At 43.3% G+C, this 20,997-nt stretch carries 18 protein-coding genes, 1 pseudogene and 1 riboswitch; of the genes and pseudogenes, 15 read left to right on the top strand and 4 right to left on the bottom strand.

Annotated features, from left to right (window positions below; translation table 11 throughout):
* Positions 1–78: 78 nt before the first annotated feature.
* From N8M09_RS08615 to tig, 9 genes and pseudogenes are all read left to right on the top strand, one after another.
* A pseudogene (locus N8M09_RS08615) lies at positions 79–573 on the top strand (N-acetylmuramoyl-L-alanine amidase family protein); the annotation flags it as partial.
* Positions 574–801: 228 nt separating this feature from the next.
* Positions 802–1,680, top strand: coding sequence for a mevalonate kinase (gene mvk, locus N8M09_RS08610; protein ID WP_261064885.1), 879 nt, complete (start codon positions 802–804; stop codon positions 1,678–1,680).
* Positions 1,662–2,615, top strand: a complete 954-nt coding sequence (mvaD, locus tag N8M09_RS08605) for a diphosphomevalonate decarboxylase (protein WP_261064884.1) — start codon at positions 1,662–1,664, stop codon at positions 2,613–2,615. Before mvk ends, mvaD begins: the two co-directional genes overlap by 19 nt.
* Entirely contained in the window at positions 2,602–3,609 is a 1,008-nt protein-coding gene (locus N8M09_RS08600) for a phosphomevalonate kinase (protein WP_261064883.1), read from the top strand. Before mvaD ends, N8M09_RS08600 begins: the two co-directional genes overlap by 14 nt.
* Entirely contained in the window at positions 3,593–4,603 is a 1,011-nt protein-coding gene (gene fni / locus N8M09_RS08595; protein ID WP_261064882.1) for a type 2 isopentenyl-diphosphate Delta-isomerase, read from the top strand. Before N8M09_RS08600 ends, fni begins: the two co-directional genes overlap by 17 nt.
* 76 nt (positions 4,604–4,679) lie before the next feature.
* On the top strand, positions 4,680–5,378 hold the full coding sequence (gene liaF, locus N8M09_RS08590) for a cell wall-active antibiotics response protein LiaF (protein ID WP_261064881.1): 699 nt from the start codon (positions 4,680–4,682) through the stop codon (positions 5,376–5,378).
* Complete coding sequence (locus N8M09_RS08585; RefSeq protein WP_261064880.1) at positions 5,375–6,370, top strand: envelope stress sensor histidine kinase LiaS; 996 nt, start codon at positions 5,375–5,377, stop codon at positions 6,368–6,370. Before liaF ends, N8M09_RS08585 begins: the two co-directional genes overlap by 4 nt.
* A gap of 13 nt (positions 6,371–6,383) precedes the next feature.
* Entirely contained in the window at positions 6,384–7,016 is a 633-nt protein-coding gene (locus N8M09_RS08580) for a response regulator transcription factor (RefSeq protein WP_227325565.1), read from the top strand.
* Positions 7,017–7,177: 161 nt separating this feature from the next.
* Positions 7,178–8,461: a trigger factor gene (gene tig / locus N8M09_RS08575; RefSeq protein ID WP_261064879.1), complete on the top strand. Its 1,284-nt coding sequence runs from the start codon at positions 7,178–7,180 to the stop codon at positions 8,459–8,461.
* A gap of 153 nt (positions 8,462–8,614) precedes the next feature.
* Here tig and recD2 read toward each other — a convergent pair whose 3' ends face one another.
* From recD2 to rnhC, 3 genes are all read right to left on the bottom strand, one after another.
* Positions 8,615–10,981, bottom strand: a complete 2,367-nt coding sequence (recD2, locus tag N8M09_RS08570; protein WP_261064878.1) for an SF1B family DNA helicase RecD2 — start codon at positions 10,979–10,981, stop codon at positions 8,615–8,617.
* Between the two features lie 234 nt (positions 10,982–11,215).
* On the bottom strand, positions 11,216–11,830 hold the full coding sequence (lepB, locus tag N8M09_RS08565) for a signal peptidase I (protein WP_261064877.1): 615 nt from the start codon (positions 11,828–11,830) through the stop codon (positions 11,216–11,218).
* A 3-nt stretch (positions 11,831–11,833) separates the two neighbouring features.
* The gene (rnhC, locus tag N8M09_RS08560) at positions 11,834–12,715 is read right to left on the bottom strand and encodes a ribonuclease HIII (protein WP_261064876.1); all 882 of its coding nucleotides are present in this window, start codon (positions 12,713–12,715) and stop codon (positions 11,834–11,836) included.
* Between the two features lie 86 nt (positions 12,716–12,801).
* On the opposite strand from rnhC, the gene zapA reads away from it, so the two are divergent.
* The 6 genes from zapA to N8M09_RS08530 all read left to right on the top strand — a co-directional run bounded on the left by zapA (position 12,802) and on the right by N8M09_RS08530 (position 19,558).
* Entirely contained in the window at positions 12,802–13,104 is a 303-nt protein-coding gene (gene zapA, locus N8M09_RS08555; RefSeq protein WP_261064875.1) for a cell division protein ZapA, read from the top strand.
* A complete protein-coding gene (locus N8M09_RS08550) occupies positions 13,101–13,649 on the top strand; it encodes a CvpA family protein (RefSeq protein ID WP_261064874.1) in 549 nt (182 codons plus the stop codon). Before zapA ends, N8M09_RS08550 begins: the two co-directional genes overlap by 4 nt.
* Positions 13,650–13,866: 217 nt before the next feature.
* Entirely contained in the window at positions 13,867–16,203 is a 2,337-nt protein-coding gene (locus N8M09_RS08545; RefSeq protein WP_261064873.1) for an endonuclease MutS2, read from the top strand.
* Positions 16,204–16,367: 164 nt separating this feature from the next.
* Positions 16,368–16,456: riboswitch (glycine riboswitch) on the top strand.
* A 90-nt stretch (positions 16,457–16,546) separates the two neighbouring features.
* A complete protein-coding gene (locus N8M09_RS08540) occupies positions 16,547–17,869 on the top strand; it encodes an alanine/glycine:cation symporter family protein (RefSeq protein WP_261064872.1) in 1,323 nt (440 codons plus the stop codon).
* Positions 17,870–18,000: 131 nt separating this feature from the next.
* Positions 18,001–18,549: a carboxymuconolactone decarboxylase family protein gene (locus N8M09_RS08535; protein ID WP_000206768.1), complete on the top strand. Its 549-nt coding sequence runs from the start codon at positions 18,001–18,003 to the stop codon at positions 18,547–18,549.
* A gap of 109 nt (positions 18,550–18,658) precedes the next feature.
* Positions 18,659–19,558, top strand: a complete 900-nt coding sequence (locus N8M09_RS08530; protein ID WP_261064871.1) for a TDT family transporter — start codon at positions 18,659–18,661, stop codon at positions 19,556–19,558.
* 23 nt (positions 19,559–19,581) lie between these two features.
* On the opposite strand, the gene serS is transcribed toward N8M09_RS08530, so the two are convergent.
* On the bottom strand, positions 19,582–20,856 hold the full coding sequence (gene serS, locus N8M09_RS08525) for a serine--tRNA ligase (RefSeq protein WP_261064870.1): 1,275 nt from the start codon (positions 20,854–20,856) through the stop codon (positions 19,582–19,584).
* Positions 20,857–20,997 lie beyond the last annotated feature (141 nt).

Raw genomic sequence — 20,997 nt, 5'->3', positions numbered from 1 at the left:
TGATTATCAAGCATTATTTTACCTCATCTCTAGTATAACAAAAAAGCCATCAATTTGATGACTTTTTCAGTAGGCTCCTTTAACCAAGATGGGGTTCTTCAAGAATTTGTTGGCAAGCAAGTTTTAGAGGCAAAAACTGCTACCAATACCAACAAACATCATGGGGAACAATATGATAGTCCAGCAGAGAAACGAGTCTATTATTTTGAAGATTAACGTAGTTATCATACTTTAAAAACGGGTTGGATTTCTGACGAAGGACATTGGTATTATTTACAGAAGGATAGCGGCTTCGATGCTCATATCGACAGTTTAACGGTTGGGGAGCTAGTGCGTGGCTGGACCAATGATAACTCAACTTGGTACTATCTAGATCCAGAAACTGGTATCATGCAAACTGGTTGGAAGCAAATTGGCAATAAGTGGTACTACCTCCGTTCATCAGGAGCCATGGCAACTGGTTGGTTTCAGGTCAATGGCAAATGGTACTACGCTTATAGCTCAGGTGCTTTGGCAGTGAATACGACCGTAGATGGCTATTCTGTCAACTATAATGGCGAATGGGTTCAATAATGAAAGAAGCGATTGTGAAGGAAACAATCGCTTTTTTTGTGAAAATATAATAAAATAGATAGGAGAGAATAAATACTTGTAGGAAAAAATAATACTCTTCGAAAATCAAATTCAAACCACGTCAGCGTCGCCTTGCCGTACTCAAGTACAGCCTGCGGCTAGCTTCCTAGTTTGCTTTTTGATTTTCATTGAGTATGAGACGGCTTTTTCGTCTAGCAAAAGGAAAAAATGACAAAAAAAGTTGGTGTCGGTCAGGCACATAGTAAGATTATTTTAATAGGGGAGCATGCGGTCGTTTACGGTTATCCTGCCATTTCCCTGCCTCTTTTGGAGGTAGAGGTGACTTGTAAGGTAGTTCCTGCAGCGAGTCCTTGGCGCCTTTATGAGGAGGATACCTTGTCCATGGCGGTGTATGCTTCACTTGAACATCTAAATATCAAGGATGCTTGTATTCACTGTGAGATTGACTCGGCTATTCCTGAAAAACGAGGAATGGGTTCATCAGCAGCTATCAGCATAGCGGCCATTCGTGCGGTATTTGACTACTATCAGGCAGAACTGCCTCATGATGTACTAGAAGTTTTGGTCAATCGGGCTGAGATGATTGCCCATATGAATCCAAGTGGTTTGGATGCTAAGACCTGTCTCAGTGACCAGCCTATTCGCTTTATTAAGAATGTAGGATTTACAGAGCTTGAGATGGATTTATCTGCCTATTTGGTGATTGCCGATACGGGCGTTTATGGTCACACTCGTGAAGCCATCCAGGTGGTTCAAAACAAGGGCAAGGATGCCCTACCGTTTTTACATGCCTTGGGGGAATTGACCCATCGGGCAGAAGATGCAATTACACGAAGAGATACTGAAGGACTGGGACAAATCCTCAGTCAAGCGCATTTACATTTAAGAGAAATTGGTGTCAGTAGCCTTGAATCAGACTCTTTGGTTGAAACGGCTCTGAACCATGGTGCTTTAGGTGCCAAGATGAGTGGTGGTGGGTTAGGAGGCTGTATCATAGCCTTGGCAACCAATTTGACTCATGCACAAGAACTAGCAGAAAGATTAGAAGAGAAAGGAGCTGTTCAGACATGGATCGAGAGCCTGTAACAGTACGTTCTTACGCAAATATTGCTATTATCAAATATTGGGGAAAGAAAAAAGAAAAAGAGATGGTGCCTGCTACTAGCAGTATTTCTCTGACTTTGGAAAACATGTACACAGAGACGACCTTGTCATCTCTACCGACGGATGAGACTGCTGATGCCTTTTATATCAATGGTCAGCTACAGAATGAGGCGGAGCATGCCAAGATGAGCAAGATTATTGACCGTTACCGTCCAGAAGGTGAGGGTTTTGTCCGTATAGATACTCAAAACAATATGCCTACCGCAGCGGGTCTGTCCTCAAGTTCTAGTGGTTTGTCTGCCTTGGTCAAGGCTTGTAATGCTTATTTTCAGCTTGGATTGACTCGGAGCCAGTTGGCACAGGAGGCTAAGTTTGCATCAGGCTCTTCCTCTAGGAGTTTTTATGGACCACTAGGTGCTTGGGATAAGGATAGTGGGGAAATTTACCCTGTAGAGACAGACTTGAAACTAGCCATGATTATGTTGGTCTTGGAGGACAAGAAAAAACCAATCTCTAGTCGTGACGGGATGAAACTCTGTGTGGAAACCTCGACGACCTTTGATGACTGGGTCCGTCAGTCTGAGAAGGATTATCAGGATATGCTGGGTTATCTCAAGGAAAATGACTTTGCCAAGGTTGGGGAGTTAACGGAGAAAAATGCCCTTGCTATGCACGCTACGACCAAAACTGCGTCACCAGCCTTTTCTTATCTGACCGATGCATCTTATGAAGCCATGGACTTTGTTCGCCAGCTACGTGAGCAAGGAGAAGCATGCTACTTTACTATGGATGCTGGTCCCAATGTCAAAGTCCTCTGTCAAGAGAAAGACTTGGAGCATTTATCAGAAATCTTCGGTCAACGTTATCGCTTGATTGTGTCAAAAACAAAGGATTTGAGTCAAGATGATTGCTGTTAAAACTTGCGGAAAACTCTATTGGGCAGGCGAATATGCTATTTTAGAGCCAGGGCAGTTGGCCTTGATAAAGGCCATTCCCATCTATATGAAGGGCGAGATTGCTTTTTCTGATAGTTACCGTATCTACTCAGATCTGTTTGATTTCGCAGTGGATTTGACGCCAAATCCTGCCTACAGCTTGATTCAAGAAACGATTGTTTTAGTGGAAGATTTCCTGATTTATCGAGGTCAAACTTTAAAACCTTTTTCTCTAGAAATTCGTGGAAAAATGGAACGAGAAGGGAAAAAGTTTGGTTTAGGTTCTAGTGGCAGCGTCGTTGTCTTGGTTGTCAAGGCTTTACTGGCTCTGTATAATCTTTCAGTGGATCAGGAGCTCTTGTTCAAGCTGGCTAGCGCGGTCTTGCTCAAGCGCGGAGACAATGGTTCTATGGGGGACCTTGCCTGTATTGTGGCAGAGGATTTGGTTCTCTACCAGTCATTTGATCGCCGGAGGGTGGCTGCTTGGTTGGAAGAAGAAAACTTGGCGACTGTTTTAGAGCGTGATTGGGGATTTTTAATCTCACAAGTAAAATCAACTTTAGAATGTGATTTTCTAGTGGGATGGACCAAGGAAGTGGCTGTATCGAGTCACATGGTCCAGCAAATCAAGCAAAATATCAATCAGAATTTTTTAAGCTCCTCAAAAGAAACGGTGGCTGCTTTAGTAGAAGCCTTGGAGCAGGGGAAATCAGAAAAAATTATCGAGCAAGTAGAAGTAGCCAGCCAGCTTTTAGAAGGCTTGAGCACAGATATTTACACGCCTTCGCTTAGACAGTTGAAAGAAGCTAGTCAAGATTTGAAAGCTGTTGCTAAGAGTAGTGGCGCTGGTGGTGGTGATTGTGGTATTGCCTTGAGTTTTGATGAGCAATCAACTGAAACCCTAAAAAACCGTTGGGCCGATCTGGGGATTGAGCTCTTATACCAAGAAAGGATAGGACATGACGACAAATCGTAAGGATGAGCACATCCGCTATGCCCTTGAGCAGAAAAGTTCCTATAATAGCTTTGATGAGGTGGAGTTGATTCATTCTTCCTTGCCTCTTTACGATCTGGATGAAATCAATCTGTCTACAGAATTTGCTGGTCGAAAGTGGGACTTTCCTTTTTATATCAATGCTATGACGGGTGGAAGCGAAAAAGGTAAAGAAATCAATCAAAAACTGGCTCAGGTGGCAGAAGACTGTGAGATTTTGTTTGTGACAGGCTCTTATAGTGCGGCTCTCAAAGATCCATCAGATGCCTCTTTTTCTGTCAAGTCTAGTCATCCAAATCTCCTTCTTGGAACCAATATTGGATTGGACAAGTCTGTCGAGTTAGGACTTCAGACTGTAGAAGAGATGAATCCTGTTCTCTTGCAGGTGCATGTCAATGTCATGCAGGAATTACTCATGCCAGAGGGAGAAAGGAAGTTCAGAAGCTGGCAATCGAATCTAGCAGACTATAGCAAGCAAATCCCTGTTCCGATTGTCCTAAAGGAAGTGGGCTTTGGGATGGATGCCAAGACCATCGAGAGAGCCTATGAATTGGGCGTTCGAACCTTTGACCTGTCGGGTCGTGGTGGCACCAGCTTTGCCTATATCGAAAACCGTCGCAGTGGTCAGCGTGATTATCTCAATCAATGGGGCCAGTCTACCATGCAAGCCCTTCTCAATGCCCAAGACTGGAAAGACAAGGTTGAACTCTTGGTCAGTGGTGGCGTTCGGAATCCGCTGGATATGATTAAGTGCTTGGTCTTTGGTGCTAAGGCTGTAGGATTGTCACGAACCGTTCTGGAATTGGTTGAAACCTATTCAGTTGAAGAAGTGATTGGCATTGTCCAAGGTTGGAAAGAAGATCTACGCTTAATTATGTGTGCTCTTAATTGTGCTACCATAGCAGATTTGCAAAGCGTAGATTACATTCTTTATGGAAAATTAAAAGAAGCAAAGGATCAGATGAAAAAGGCGTAACCACCGCCTTTTTTCCATCTTCAGACCGAGGTGACTTTTTTGAATTGTGATAAAATAAAAGGGAGAGGATGAACCTATGAGAAAATTTAAAATCTTTTTATTTATCGAAGCCTGTCTGTTGACGGGAGCTCTGATGTTGATGGTTTCAGAGCATTTTTCGCGTTTTCTGCTGATTCTATTCCTCTTTTTACTTTTGATTCGCTATTACACTGGTAAAGAGGGCAATAACCTCCTTTTGGTGGTGGCAACCATTCTCTTCTTTTTCATCGTCATGCTCAATCCTTTTGTGATTCTAGCTATTTTTGTTGCGGTCATCTATAGCCTCTTTCTTCTTTATCCGATGATGAACCAGGAAAAAGAGCAGACCAATTTGGTTTTTGAAGAGGTGGTGACGGTTAAGAAGGAGAAAAATCGTTGGTTTGGAAATCTCCATCATTTTTCAAGCTACCAGACTTGCCAGTTTGATGATATCAATCTCTTTCGTCTCATGGGCAAGGACACTATTCATCTGGAGAGGGTCATCCTAACCAATCATGACAATGTCATTATCCTCAGAAAGATAGTGGGAACGTCCAAAATCATTGTGCCTGTAGATGTAGAAGTCAGTCTCAGTGTTAATTGTCTATATGGGGATTTGAATTTTTTCAACCAGCCCAAGCGAGCCCTTCGCAATGAACACTATCATCAGGAAACGAAAGACTATCTTAAGAGTAACAAGAGTGTCAAGATTTTCTTGACCACTATGATTGGCGATGTGGAGGTGGTCAGAGGATGAAAAAACAAGCTTATGTAATGATTGCTCTCACCTCTTTATTATTTGTCTTGTTTTTCTCCCACAGCTTGATGGAAATCCTTGATTTTGACTGGTCTATTTTCTTGCGGGATGTCGAAAAAACAGAAAAATTTATCTTTTTATTGTTGGTATTCAGCATGTCCATGACCTGTCTCTTAGCCCTGTTTTGGAGAGGTATTGAAGAGCTTTCTCTAAGAAAATTGCAGGCTAATCTCAAGCGTTTGTTGGCAGGGCAAGAAGTGGTTCAGGTTGCAGATCCAGATTTGGATGCCAGTTTCAAGTCCTTGTCAGGTAAACTTAACCTCTTGACAGAAGCTCTTCAAAAGGCTGAAAATCACAGTCTTGCTCAGGAAGAGGAAATCATTGAGAAGGAACGGAAGCGGATTGCTAGGGATTTGCACGATACAGTCAGTCAGGAGTTGTTTGCGGCCCACATGATTTTGTCAGGTATCAGTCAGCAGGCTTTGAAATTGGATAGAGAAAAGATGCAGACCCAGTTGCAGAGCGTCACAGCCATCCTTGAAACAGCCCAGAAGGACTTGCGGGTCTTGCTCCTGCACTTGCGACCAGTTGAACTGGAGCAGAAGAGTCTGGTTGAGGGAATACAAATCCTCTTAAAAGAGCTTGAGGATAAGAGTGATCTCAGAGTTAGTCTTAAGCAAAATGTGACGCAATTGCCCAAGAAAATCGAGGAGCATATCTTCCGTATTCTGCAAGAATTGATCAGCAATACCCTTCGCCATGCCCAGGCCTCTTGTTTAGATGTCTATCTCTATCAGACAGATTTTGAATTGCAGCTGAAGGTGGTGGACAATGGGATTGGTTTTCAGTTGGGGAGTTTAGATGACCTGAGTTATGGACTCCGCAATATCAAGGAGCGGGTTGAAGATATGGCAGGGACGGTTCAGTTATTAACAGCTCCCAAGCAAGGACTGGCGGTTGATATCCGTATTCCCCTGCTTGATAAGGAATGATAAAGGAGTAAAGATGAAAATTTTACTAGTAGATGACCATGAAATGGTCCGCTTAGGCTTGAAAAGCTACTTTGACCTCCAAGACGATGTGGAAGTTGTGGGCGAGGCGTCCAACGGGTCTCAAGGCATTGAGTTGGCCTTGGAATTGCGTCCAGATGTCATTGTCATGGATATTGTCATGCCTGAGATGAATGGGATTGACGCGACTCTAGCTATTCTCAAAGAATGGCCTGAAGCCAAGATTTTGATTGTGACCTCTTACCTAGACAATGAAAAAATCATGCCGGTCTTGAACGCGGGTGCTAGGGGCTATATGCTCAAGACTTCAAGTGCGGATGAACTGCTCCACGCTGTTCGTAAGGTTGCCGCTGGCGAGTTGGCTATTGAACAAGAGGTCAGCAAGAAGGTCGAATACCACCGCAATCACATAGAACTACATGAGGACCTGACTGCGCGTGAGCGAGATGTTCTCCAACTCATCGCCAAGGGCTACGAAAATCAGCGCATCGCAGACGAACTTTTTATCTCTCTCAAGACGGTCAAGACCCACGTGTCCAACATTCTTGCCAAACTTGAAGTCAGCGATCGTACCCAGGCAGCAGTCTATGCCTTTCAGCACCACTTGGTAGGGCATGAGGATTTTTAATAGTTATGTAAAAATAATATTGGAGAAGTGGCTGACCTTAGTATCAAAGAATCAAGCAAGTACCTCTCCCATCGTTGAAAAGCGCAGTCATTACTTGAAAAAAGTCGCTCGTTTATGTTATAATAGACTGTATTTAAAAAATTTTAAGGAGAAATGACAGAATGTCTGTATCATTTGAAAACAAAGAAACAAACCGTGGTGTATTGACTTTCACTATCTCTCAAGACCAAATCAAACCAGAATTGGACCGTGTCTTCAACTCAGTGAAGAAATCTCTTAATGTTCCAGGTTTCCGTAAAGGTCACCTTCCACGCCCTATCTTCGACAAAAAATTTGGTGAAGAGTCACTTTACCAAGACGTTATGAACGCTCTTTTGCCAAACGCTTATGAAGCAGCTGTAAAAGAAGCTGGTCTTGAAGTGGTTGCTCAACCAAAAATTGACGTAACTTCAATGGAAAAAGGACAAGACTGGGTTATCACTGCTGAAGTTGTTACAAAACCTGAAGTAAAATTGGGTGACTACAAAAACCTTGAAGTATCAGTTGATGTAGAGAAAGAAGTAACTGACGCTGACGTTGAAGAGCGTATCGAACGCGAACGCAACAACTTGGCTGAATTGGTTATCAAAGAAGCTGCTGCTGAAAACGGAGACACTGTTGTCATCGACTTCGTTGGTTCTATTGATGGTGTTGAATTTGATGGTGGAAAAGGTGAAAACTTCTCACTTGGACTTGGTTCAGGTCAATTCATCCCTGGTTTCGAAGACCAATTGGTAGGTCACTCAGCTGGTGAAACTGTTGATGTTATCGTAACATTCCCAGAAGACTACCAAGCAGAAGACCTTGCAGGTAAAGAAGCTAAATTCGTAACAACTATCCACGAAGTAAAAGCTAAAGAAGTTCCAGCTCTTGACGATGAACTTGCAAAAGACATCGATGAAGAAGTTGAAACACTTGCTGAATTGAAAGAAAAATACCGCAAGGAATTGGTTGCTGCTAAAGAAGAAGCATACAAAGATGCCGTTGAAGGTGCAGCAATTGATAAAGCGGTAGAAAACGCTGAAATCGTAGAACTTCCAGAAGAAATGATCCACGAAGAAGTTCACCGTTCAGTAAATGAATTCCTTGGAAACTTGCAACGTCAAGGTATCAACCCTGACATGTACTTCCAAATCACTGGAACTACTCAAGAAGACCTTCACAACCAATACCAAGCAGAAGCTGAGTCACGTACTAAGACTAACCTTGTTATCGAAGCAGTTGCCAAAGCTGAAGGATTTGATGCTTCAGAAGAAGAAATCCAAAAAGAAGTTGAGCAATTGGCTGCAGATTACAACATGGAAGTTGCACAAGTACAAAGCTTGCTTTCAGCTGATATGTTGAAACATGATATCACAATCAAAAAAGCTGTTGAGTTGATTACAAGCACAGCAACAGTTAAATAATCTTATACTCTTCGAAAATCAAATTCAAACCACGTCAGCGTCGCCTTACCGTACTCAAGTACAGCTTGCGGCTATCTTCCTAGTTTGCTCTTTGATTTTCATTGAGTATTAATAAACAAAAATCCCACCTGAATTGGTGGGTTTTCTTATGCACTATTTTCCAAAAATCTCTTTGAGGTCTACGTCTGTAATCCCAATCATGGCTGGGATGCTGTCCCAATTTTCTTCGGTCAGGATGTAGGATTGTTCAGAGTCAGTTGATGTGGCATTTTCGGAAACAGCTTGTGTATTTTCTTCAACATTTTCAATTAGATCACTGAAGCGTTCAATCAGATAGGTTTTTCGGGCTGTTCCGATGTGTTGGGTGGCATAATCGAAGGCCTGTAATTCACCTAGTAAGATAAGCTTGCTTTTGGCGCGTGTAATGGCTGTATAGATGAGATTGCGCTCCAGCATACGCCTACTAGCACTAGTAATCGGTAGGATGACAACAGGGAACTCACTTCCCTGAGACTTATGTATACTCATGGCATAGGCCAAACGAATCTTGTACCATTCGTTACGTGGGTAAGAGACTTCGTTACCGTCAAAATCAATGACAATCTCGTCTTGCTTCGATTCGGTATATTTACCAGGAATCAGGTCTGTGATGGCTCCTAAATCTCCATTAAAGACATTGATTTCAGCATCGTTGACCAAATGAATGACTTTGTCTCCCTTGCGATAGTGGCACTGGGGAGCTTCAAAACTAAGTTGGTCTTTTTGTGGTGGGTTAAGGAGGTCTTGCATGAGCTGGTTGATAGCATCAATCCCTGCCGTCCCTCGGTACATGGGAGCCAGAACTTGGATATCACGGGCAGGGATACCACTTCTGAGGGCAGCGCCTAAGATCTTTTCAATCGTAGCTGGAATATGGCCGCTAGCAATTTCAAAGTAGGAACGGTCAGCTTTTTTCTGGGTGAAATCAGCTGGCAAGATGCCCTGTCGAATTTGACTAGCTAGGGTAACGATGGTTGATTCTTCGCTTTGCCGGTAAATTTTTTCCAAGCGAGTCTGAGGAATCAGGGGAATATGAAGCAGATCCGCTAGAACCTGTCCAGGGCTGACAGACGGTAGCTGATCGCTATCTCCCACGATGAGAATTTTACTGTTAGAAGAGATATTGGAGAAGAGTTGATTGGCCAGCCAAGTATCCACCATGGAGAATTCATCTACGATGATAAAGTCGGCATCCAGATAATCTTCCAGATGACTGGTATCATCGTCACCTGTCATTCCCAAGTGGCGGTGTATGGTCGCGCTAGGCAAGCCTGTCAATTCATTCATGCGCCGAGCGGCTCGTCCAGTTGGAGCAGCAAGAAGAATCGGCAGATTGCTTTTTTTCCTGAGGTCAAGTCCTTCTAAAAGGGCATAAACAGCGATGATACCATTGATAACAGTTGTCTTACCAGTACCAGGTCCACCTGTCAGAATAAAGACCTTGTTCTGGATAGCATCACAGATGGCTTGTTTTTGAATGCTATCATACTCAATTCCCAGCTCTTCCTCGACAGTAGTGATATGCTTTTGAATGGTTTCTAAATCCTGGCTCTTCTGTTTTCCTTTTTCAAGGATACGAACCAAGTGACTGCGGATGCCTTCCTCAGCGAAAAAAAGGCTGTTGTCAAAAATCTTGGTATCAACCTGCTGAACCTTGTCTTCTTCAATCAGGTAGGAGAGTTCTTGGGCCACTTGGCTGGGGTCCAGTTCCACGGGGCGAGAAGATTCAAGGAGATTAAGGGTTTGTTCCAGCAAATCCCGTGCTTCAACATAAGTGTCCCCTGTTTCCGTACAGGCCTGGAAAAGACTATGAACTAGTCCTGCACGGAAGCGTTCAGGAGCCTGACTTTCGATTCCTAGTTCTTCCGCTAATTGGTCAGCAATAGTAAATCCCAAACCCTTGATATCCTCAACCAATTGGTAGGGATAATTTTCAACCACATCAAGGGTTTCTTCCTTGTAAAAGTCTTGAATCTGAAAGGCTAGTTTGTTGGGAATGCCGTAGTTGGCTAGTTTGGCTAAAACCATCTCGGTTCCGTAGTTGAGACGGAGGGTGGAGACGAAAGCCTCGCGATTTTTGGCAGAGAGTCCTGCGATGCCTTCTAGCTTTTCTGGGTGTTGCAGAATTTCGTCAATGGTATTGTCGCCATAGGTATCCACAATTTTCTGAGCTGTCTTGAGACCAATTCCCTTGAAATGGCTACTTGAAAAGTACTTAACCAAACCTTTGCTAGTTGGTTTTGAGCGTTCATACCGGCTGATTTGCAGTTGTTCCCCATACTTGGAGTGCTGGACAATTTGTCCCCAAAAAGTATAGTCTTCTCCCTCAATCACATCAGCCATGGTTCCCGTGACAATGATTTCAAAATCATCAAAATCCTCTGCGTCCGTATCTTCGATTTCTAGGAGGAGGATGCGATAAAAATTGCTGGGATTTTCAAAAATAATCCGTTCAATGGTTCCTGAAAAATAAACTTCCATAAGATTCCTTTGCATAAATAGGTGAGAGTTAATACTCTTCGAAAATCAAATTCAAACCACGTCAGCTTCGCCTTGCCGTACTCAAGTACAGCCTGCGGCTAGCTTCCTAGTTTGCTCTTTGATTTTCATTGAGTATAACTTTGTTTCTATCTTAATCAAACTGGATAGTGAATAATCATATTCTCACGATAGAAGAAGAGGCTGAGATTCTTGATTCTCGGCCTCTTAGGTCTTTTAAAATGTTCCGATACGGGTGATTGGCCAGAAGCGGAATTTAGCTTCCCCTGTGATATCTTTTGCTTTGAAGGTACCTACGTGGCGGCTGTCGCTCGAAACCAAGCGGTCGTCTCCGAGGAGAAGGTATTCTCCTTCTGGGACGGTAAAGCTAAAGTTGGTGTTGTAGTTGACATCAACTGTGAAGGCTTGAGCCTTTTGAGCAATACTTCTAAAGAAAGTTCCTTTATTTCCTTCAAATCCCTTGCCTGAGTATGTGCTTTGGAGTTTGTCATCCTTGAAGCGTTTGATGTAGTCAGCTAGGTAAGGCTCGTCCGTTTCTTTGTCATTGATGTAAAGTTTATCGTTTTCGTAACGGATGGTGTCGCCAGGCATTCCGATAACACGTTTGACAATGTCCTTATTGGCATCTTCTTCATGGGCCACCACGATATCAAATCGGTCAATAGGGAGGTGTTTGACAACAAAGAGGATTTCGCCATCTGCTAGGGTAGGATCCATGGAATGTCCTTCTACGCGGACGTTACTCCAAAAAAAGATACGGCTTAAAGCTAGTAATGACAGAATCAGGAGGAACAATCCCCACTCTTTTAGGAAATTTTTAAATGAATTCATAACTTACCTTTCTAAGCGTTTTTTCGCTTTTTCAGTATTTTTAAAGTGCAGTTTGGCACAGAAGTTAAGTCCCTGCATACCATAGGCTTGCAAAATCTGGCTAGCAACCTTATCAGAAGCTGTTCCAGCTCCACTTGGAAGCTGATAGCCCAGTTCTCGTCCCAGATTTTCAAGATTTTCCAGAAAGAGATCACGTGCAATGATAGAAGAAACTGCGACAGCCAAGTATTTTCCTTCAGCCTTTTCTTCTAAGCTGATAGGATTGCTGAAACGATTGGCCTCTTGTGCCAAGTACTTGTCATAATTTTTAGCACTGGTAAAGGCATCAATCACAATTTTCTCAGGCTGAAGTCCTTTTTGAAGAAGGAGATAGATAGCCTGGTTATGGAGGGCTACCTTAACAGAAACAGCATTGTAGCGGTCTCCGATGACCTCGTTGTATTTGCTTGGTGAGAGAAGCAGTGCCTGGTGCTGGATTTTTTCCTTGAGAACAGGAGCAATCTGACGAATCTTTTGGTCGGTCAGAGTTTTGGAATCCCCCACACCGAGTTTTCGCAAGAAGGCATGCTGGTCAGGTGTGACAAAAGAAGCCACAACTGCAAGTCCACCAAAGTAGGAACCATTTCCAACCTCATCCGTCCCAATCAAAGGGAGATTTTGTCCGCTGGTTTGCTCTAGAACCTGATAGCCAAAGAAACTGGCGTATTTCTCAGCTCCTTCACCCTGAAGCAAGACCTTTCCAGAAGTATAGATAGAAACCGTTGCTTGAGGTAATCTCAAAAAGTAGCGGATATAGGGATTCTTACTGGGAGCCAGACTGCTTTGATAGTGTTCAAGAAAAGCCTGAATCTCCTTTTCGCTTGGTGTGAGTGTTATACTTGCCATAGTTTCTATTGTACCATAAAAGCAGGCAAATTTGTAAAAACTGACAAAATTAGCGAATTTTGGTATAATATCGTGAGGTGAATTTTATGGCAAATCTAAATCGATTCAAATTTACATTCGGGAAAAAATCATTAACCTTGACAAGCGAGCATGATAACCTTTTTATGGAGGAGATCGCCAAGGTTGCGACAGAAAAATACCAAGCAATTAAAGAACAAATGCCTAGTGCAGATGATGAAACAATCGCTCTTTTGTTGGCAGTCAACTGTTTATCAACTCAACTCAGCCGTGAGATTGAATTTGATGATAAGGAGCAAGAATTAGAAGAACTCCGTCACAAGCTTGTGACTTGTAAGCAAGAACAGAGCAAGATTGAGGACTACTTATGATTTCACTCCTTCTTCTATTGGTCTTGGCTTGGGGATTTTATATCGGCTATCGGAGAGGCCTGCTCTTACAGGTTTATTACCTGATTTCAGCCATGGCTTCGGCTTTTGTGGCTGGCCAGTTTTATAAGGTGCTGGGAGAGCAATTTCATTTGTTGCTCCCTTATGCAAATCCGCAGGAAGGTCAGGGAACTTTCTTTTTCCCATCGGATCAACTCTTTCAGTTGGATAAGGTCTTTTATGCAGGGATCGGCTACTTGCTTGTATTTGGGATTGTCTATAGCATCGGTCGTTTGCTTGGTCTCTTGTTACACTTACTTCCTAGTAAAAAACTGGGTGGCAAGTTGTTCCAAGTTTCAGCAGGCATTTTGTCCATGTTGGTGACCTTATTTGTCTTGCAAATGGCCTTGACCATCTTGGCGACCATCCCCATGGCAGCTATACAAAATCCTCTTGAAAAGAGTATCGTCGCAAAATACATCATCCAGAGCATACCAGTAACAACCAGTTGGCTCAAACAAATCTGGGTGACAAATTTAATCGGATAAAAAGGGCAGGAGTTTTCCTAGCCCTTTGTTTACAGATTGACTAGAATCTATCAGAATGTAAAAAGCTAATACTCTTCGAAAATCTCTTCAAACCACGTCAGCTTCCATCTGCAACCTCAAAACACTGTTTTGAGCAACCTGTGGCTAGCTTCCTAGTTTGCTCTTTGATTTTCATTGAGTATACCACACCTAGACATTCAAAGATAAGGAAATAAAGATGAATAAGAAAATATTAGAAACATTAGAGTTCAATAAGGTCAAGGCCTTGTTTGAACCCCATTTGTTGACCGAGCAGGGCTTGGAGCAATTGAGACAGCTGGCTCCGACTGCCAAAGCAGATAAAATCAAACAGGTTTTTGCTGAGATGAAGGAAATGCAGGCTCTCTTTGTCGAGCAACCGCATTTTACCATTCTCGCAACTAAGGAAATTGCAGGAGTCTGCAAGCGATTGGAGATGGGGGCGGATCTCAATATCGAGGAGTTCCTACTCTTGAAGCGCGTACTTCTTGCTAGCCGAGAACTGCAAAGTTTTTATGCCAATCTGGAAAATGTTAGCTTGGAAGAATTAGCCCTTTGGTTTGAGAAATTACATGATTTTCCGCAATTACAAGGAAATCTCCAAGCCTTTAATGATGCAGGTTTCATTGAAAATTTTGCCAGTGAAGAATTGGCGCGCATCCGTCGAAAAATCCATGATAGCGAGAGTCAGGTACGCGATGTTTTACAGGATCTGCTCAAGCAAAAAGCGCAGATGTTGACAGAAGGGATTATTGCCAGCAGAAATGGCCGTCAGGTTCTACCTGTCAAAAACACTTACCGTAATAAGATTGCAGGTGTCGTCCATGATATTTCTGCCAGCGGAAACACCGTCTATATCGAACCCCGTGAGGTGGTCAAACTGAGCGAAGAAATCGCTAGTCGGCGAGCAGATGAGCGTTATGAAATGCTTCGAATTCTCCAAGAAATCTCGGAGCGTGTTCGCCCTCATGCGGCTGAAATTGCCAATGATGCTTGGATTATCGGCCATCTGGACTTGATTCGTGCCAAGATTCGTTTTATCCAAGAAAGGCAAGCAGTAGTTCCCCAGCTGTCAGAAAATCAAGAAATTCAATTGCTCCATGTCTGCCATCCTTTGGTCAAAAATGCCGTCGCAAATGATGTCCATTTTGGTCAAGATTTAACAGCTATTGTCATTACAGGTCCCAATACAGGTGGGAAGACCATCATGCTTAAAACTCTGGGATTGACGCAGGTTATGGCTCAGTCCGGTTTGCCGATTTTAGCAGACAAGGGAAGTCGTGTTGGTATTTTTGAAGAAATCTTTGCCGATATTGGAGATGAGCAGTCTATTGAGCAGAGCTTGTCTACCTTTTCTAGCCACATGACGAATATTGTGGATATTCTTGGCAAGGTCAATCAACATTCACTCTTACTCTTGGATGAGTTAGGAGCTGGTACAGACCCTCAAGAGGGAGCAGCCCTTGCCATGGCTATTCTGGAGGACCTTCGCCTGCGTCAAGTCAAGACCATGGCGACCACCCACTATCCAGAACTCAAGGCCTACGGTATTGAGACAGCCTTTGTGCAAAATGCTAGCATGGAGTTTGATACTGCAACTCTTCGCCCGACTTATCGCTTTATGCAGGGTGTTCCTGGCCGAAGCAATGCCTTCGAAATTGCTAAACGTTTAGGACTATCTGAAGTTATCGTAGGAGATGCCAGTCAGCAGGTCGATCAGGACAATGATGTCAACCGGATTATTGAGCAACTGGAAGAGCAGACGCTGGAAAGCCGTAAACGCTTGGACAATATCCGTGAGGTGGAGCAAGAAAATCTCAAGATGAACCGTGCCCTCAAAAAACTTTACAACGAACTCAATCGTGAAAAGGAAACCGAGCTTAATAAGGCGCGTGAACAGGCTACTGAGATTGTGGACATGGCCCTCAGTGAGAGTGACCAGATTCTTAAAAATCTCCACAGTAAATCCCAACTCAAGCCCCACGAAATCATTGAAGCCAAGGCCAAGTTGAAAAAATTGGCTCCTGAAAAAGTGGACTTGTCTAAAAACAAGGTCCTTCAAAAGGCCAAGAAAAAACGAGCTCCAAAGGTGGGAGATGATATCGTGGTGCTCAGTTATGGACAGCGTGGTACCTTGACCAGTCAACTCAAGGACGGCCGCTGGGAAGCCCAAGTTGGCTTGATTAAGATGACCTTGGAAGAGAAAGAGTTTGACCTTGTTCAAGCCCAGCAAGAAAAACCAGTCAAGAAGAAACAGGTCAATGTTGTGAAACGGACATCTGGCCGAGGCCCTCAAGCCAGACTGGATCTTCGAGGTAAACGCTATGAAGAAGCTATGAATGAGCTAGATGCCTTTATCGACCAAGCCTTGCTTAACAATATGGCGCAAGTTGATATCATTCATGGTATCGGAACAGGAGTCATCCGAGAAGGTGTCACCAAATACCTACAAAGAAACAAACATGTCAAGAGTTTCGGCTATGCCCCACAAAATGCTGGAGGCAGTGGTGCGACCATTGTGACTTTTAAAGGATAAGAAGTATTTCGGAATTCATAAAGTGAAAACTGTTGAACTAATTTTTACTAATAAACACATTGACAAAAGCCAACATTTTTTGTAAAATAAGAATCAATTAAATACCAACACCGAATGAAGTTTAATAGAAGTGGGGAATCGTTTGATTTTCCATGACTGTAAATGGACGGAACTCTGGAGAGACCGTAAAGGCACCGAAGGGGCAAGGCAGGTAACTGCTCAAACTCTCAGGTAAAAGGACAGAGCTAGGATAGACCGCTTTTTAGCATTTATCTAAGCATTCCAGAGTACATGTATCTTGCATGTGCTCTTTCTTTTGGGGTTGAAAAGATAGGAGAAGGAAATGTTAGAATTGCTTAAATCAATTGATGCTTTTGCTTGGGGCCCACCCCTCTTGATTCTCTTGGTCGGAACAGGGATTTACCTAACTGCCCGTCTAGGCCTCTTGCAGGTTTTGCGTCTGCCCAAGGCCTTCCAGCTTATTTTTACCAAGGATAAGGGGCATGGCGATGTATCCAGCTTTGCGGCCTTGTGTACAGCCCTAGCAGCGACAGTTGGTACGGGAAATATTATCGGGGTGGCGACGGCTATCAAGGTCGGTGGACCAGGAGCCCTCTTTTGGATGTGGATGGCTGCTTTCTTTGGAATGGCTACCAAGTATGCGGAAGGACTACTAGCTATTAAATATCGCACCAAGGATGATCATGGTGCAGTAGCGGGAGGTCCTATGCACTATATTCTTCTAGGGATGGGAGAAAAGTGGCGTCCCCTTGCCATCTTCTTTGCCCTGGCAGGTGTGCTAGTAGCTTTATTGGGAATCGGAACCTTCACTCAAGTTAACTCGATTACTGAATCTATCCAGAATACAACGACTATTTCGCCAGCTATCACTGCTCTTGTGTTGTCTGTATTTGTAGCGATTGCAGTCTTTGGTGGACTCAAGTCCATCTCTAAGGTTTCAACTACCGTTGTTCCTTTTATGGCTATCATCTATATTTTGGGAACTCTTACAGTTATTTTCTTTAATATTGGGAAGATTCCTGCCACAATCGCTTTAATCTTGACATCCGCTTTTAGTCCGGTTGCTGCGGTAGGTGGATTTGCCGGTGCTACCATTCGAATGGCTATTCAAAATGGTGTGGCGCGTGGTGTGTTTTCAAATGAGTCTGGTCTAGGTTCAGCTCCTATTGCAGCTGCTGCGGCTAAGACAAATGAACCAGTAGAGCAAGGTTTGATTTCCATGACAGGAACCTTTATTGACACCCTCATTATCTGTACCTTGACTGGTTTGACCATCTTGGTAACTGGTGTTTGGAGTGGTGATTTGAATGGAGTTGCCTTGACTCAGTCAGCCTTCTCAACAGTCTTTTCACACTTTGGACCTGCACTCCTGACCATCTTCCTTGTGCTTTTTGCCTTCACGACGATTTTAGGTTGGAACTATTACGGGGAACGTTGTTTTGAGTTCCTCTTTGGGGTTCGCTTTATCTGGCTCTACCGTGTGATCTTTGTGCTCATGGTCTTGTTGGGAGGATTTATCGAGTTGGATATGGTTTGGATTATCGCAGATATTGTCAATGCCTTGATGGCTCTGCCAAACTTGATTGCCCTATTAGTCTTGTCGCCAGTCGTCATTTCTGAGACTAAAAAGTATTTTGACAAATAATGGAATCACACATCGCGTGTGATTTTTTGCTGTCATAAAAAATTTCTATCAGTGCAATTTAAAATATATATTATACACGGTATAGAATCTGTGATAGACTAGATTTCAACAACATGAAAAGAGGTTTTATGATGACAACATTTACAATTCATACAGTAGAATCAGCGCCAGCAGAAGTGAAAGAAGTTCTTGAAACAGTAGAAAAAGATAACAATGGCTATATTCCCAACCTAATCGGTCTCTTGGCTAATGCACCGACTGCTTTAGAGGCTTACCGTACTGTCGGAGCTATCAACCGTCGCAACAGCCTGACACCCGTTGAGCGCGAAGTAGTGCAAATCACAGCTGCCGTGACCAATGGTTGTGCCTTCTGCGTCGCAGGTCACACAGCCTTTTCAATTAAACAAATCCAGATGAACGATGATCTGCTGCAAGCCCTTCGCAATCGTACTCCAATCGAAACAGATCCTAAATTGGACACACTAGCTAAGTTTACCTTGGCAGTTATCAATACCAAGGGTCGTGTAGGAGATGAAGCCTTGGCTGAGTTTCTAGAAGCTGGCTACACCCAACAAAATGCCTTGGATGTGGTTCTTGGTGTCAGCCTAGCAAGCCTCTGTAACTATGCCAACAATCTAGCTAATACCCCAATTAACCCAGAATTGCAACCTTATGCTTAATTCATATCTGAGTAAAAATGAAGTCTAAAATAATCGGACTTCATTTTTTATCCCCTCATTTAAGCGCTTTTATGCTATACTGAAACTAACATGATTATTGGAGGTTAGGATGAAAAAACTCCCCTTGGTATTTTCTGGTTGTTTGCTAGGTTTGGCAGGAGCTGGAAATCTCGTTTTAGATACATTGCCGGTTCTGTCCCATCTTTTTAGTCTGACAGGTTTGATTTTGTGGATTTACTTTCTGATTTTGCATCTCTTTAATTGGAAGGAAACCAAGCAAGAATTGACCAAGTCTCCTCTTTTGTCAGGAATGGCCACCTTTCCCATGGCTGGGATGATTTTATCGACTTATGTCTTTCGCGTCTTCTCTCATCTTCCTTTGGTAGCGCAAGGACTCTGGTGGTTTTCATTTCTCTTGGATTTGGCCTTGATTGCTGGTTTTACCATCAAGTTTGCTTGTCCAGGGCGGAGGGTTCATGCGACTCCAAGCTGGACGGTTCTCTATGTTGGGATAGCAGTGGCAGCTTTGACCTATCCTCTTGTCGGTATCATCGAAATCGCCTATGCAACCTTGAGTTTTGGGTTTCTCCTAACCTTCTATCTCTACCCGCTTATTTATAGCGATTTAAAGAAACATCCACTCCCACTAGCCATGCTTGGACAAGAAGGGATTTACTGTGCTCCTTTCTCATTGCTTTTGGCTTCTCTAGTTCGGGTTGGAGGAGCTAGCCTACCGACTTGGGTCTTGATTGTCATGCTCTTGGCTTCCCAATCCTTCTTTTTCTTTGTTTTGACTCGCCTGCCCAATATTTTAAAACAAGGTTTTCAACCAGCCTTCTCAGCCCTCACCTTCCCAACTATTATCACAGCTACTTCGCTCAAGATGGCTCAGGGGCTCTTGAAACTTCCATTTTTGGATTATTTGGTATTGGCTGAAACTATTATATGCCTAACTATTTTATTCTTTGTATTAGGCGCTTATCTGAATTGGTTACGAAAAAAGGTCTAGCTAGAAATAGCTAAACCTTATTTTTATGGTTTGATGACTTCAGCTCCACCCATGTATGGACGAAGTGCTTCTGGGATGGTCACAGAACCATCTGCATTTTGGTAGTTTTCAAGAATAGCAGCTACTGTACGTCCAACTGCAAGTCCAGAACCGTTCAAGGTGTGGAGTAATTTTACCTTGCCATCTGCTTCATCACGGTAACGGATTTGGGCACGACGGGCTTGGAAATCTTCTGTGTTTGAACAGCTTGAGATTTCACGGTAGGTATTTTGCGCTGGAATCCATACTTCCAAGTCGTAAGTTTTAGCAGCTGAGAAGCCCATATCTCCAGTAGAGAGCGCAACGACACGGTATGGAAGGTTGAGTTTTTGAAGAATGTTTTCAGCGTTGGCTGTCATTTTTTCTAATTCTTCATAAGATTCTTCTGGTTTGGCAAATTTGACCATTTCAACCTTGTGGAATTGGTGCAAACGAATTAAGCCACGCGTATCACGACCAGCTGAACCAGCCTCAGAACGGAATGATGGACTCATAGCAGTGAAGTAGATTGGCAGGTCTTTACCGTCAAGGATTTCATCACGGTAGTAGTTTGTTAGAGGAACTTCAGCTGTAGGAATAAGGACATAATTGCTGTCGCTGAGTTCAAAAGTATCTTCCTTGAATTTTGGATATTGACCAGTCCCAAACATAGAATCGTGGTTAACCATGTAAGGAGTGATGACTTCAGTATAGCCTTCCTTGCCATGTTCATCCAACATAAAGTTGTAGATGGCACGTTCCAAACGAGCACCGAGACCTTTATAGAAGAGGAAGCGAGCGCCTGTTACCTTACCACCGCGTTCCCAGTCAAGAATACCAAGGTCTTCACCAAGATCCCAGTGAGCTTTTGGTTCGAAGTCAAACTCGCGCGGAGTCCCCCAACGGCGAACTTCCACATTGTCATCTTCATCAGCTCCAACAGGAACGCTGTCAGCTGGGATATTTGGAAGAGTAGTGGTAAATTCTGTCAATTTAGCATCGATTTCTGCCAATTCAGCATCCAAGGCTTTAACCTCAGCAGATAGATTTTGCATAGCAGCAATCTTGTTATCTGCATTTTCCTTGTTGCGTTTGGCTTGGGCAATCTCAGCAGAAACTGTGTTGCGTTCTGCTTTGAGAGTTTCAACCTTGACCAAGATGTCACGACGTTTAGCATCGATTTTTTTCATCTCATTCAAGATAGCAGCATCTACACCACGTGTAGCCAATTTTTCTGCGACAGCATCAAAGTCTGTACGAATGCGTTTGATATCTAACATAAGAACTCCTTTATGAAAAAAGCACACCTGACAAAGCGTTGGAGTGGCAGGGCCACGGTTCCATCCAACTTCACAGGTGTGCACTTGATTGTGTATGTAATTGTTATTAACGGTAGAATTTCACCTATCCCTCCTATCTGC

The organism is Streptococcus mitis (genome assembly GCF_946190375.1).
In the GTDB taxonomy this organism is placed as follows: Bacteria; Bacillota; Bacilli; order Lactobacillales; family Streptococcaceae; genus Streptococcus; species Streptococcus mitis_CJ.
This window is presented reverse-complemented; position numbering and strand designations above follow the sequence as displayed.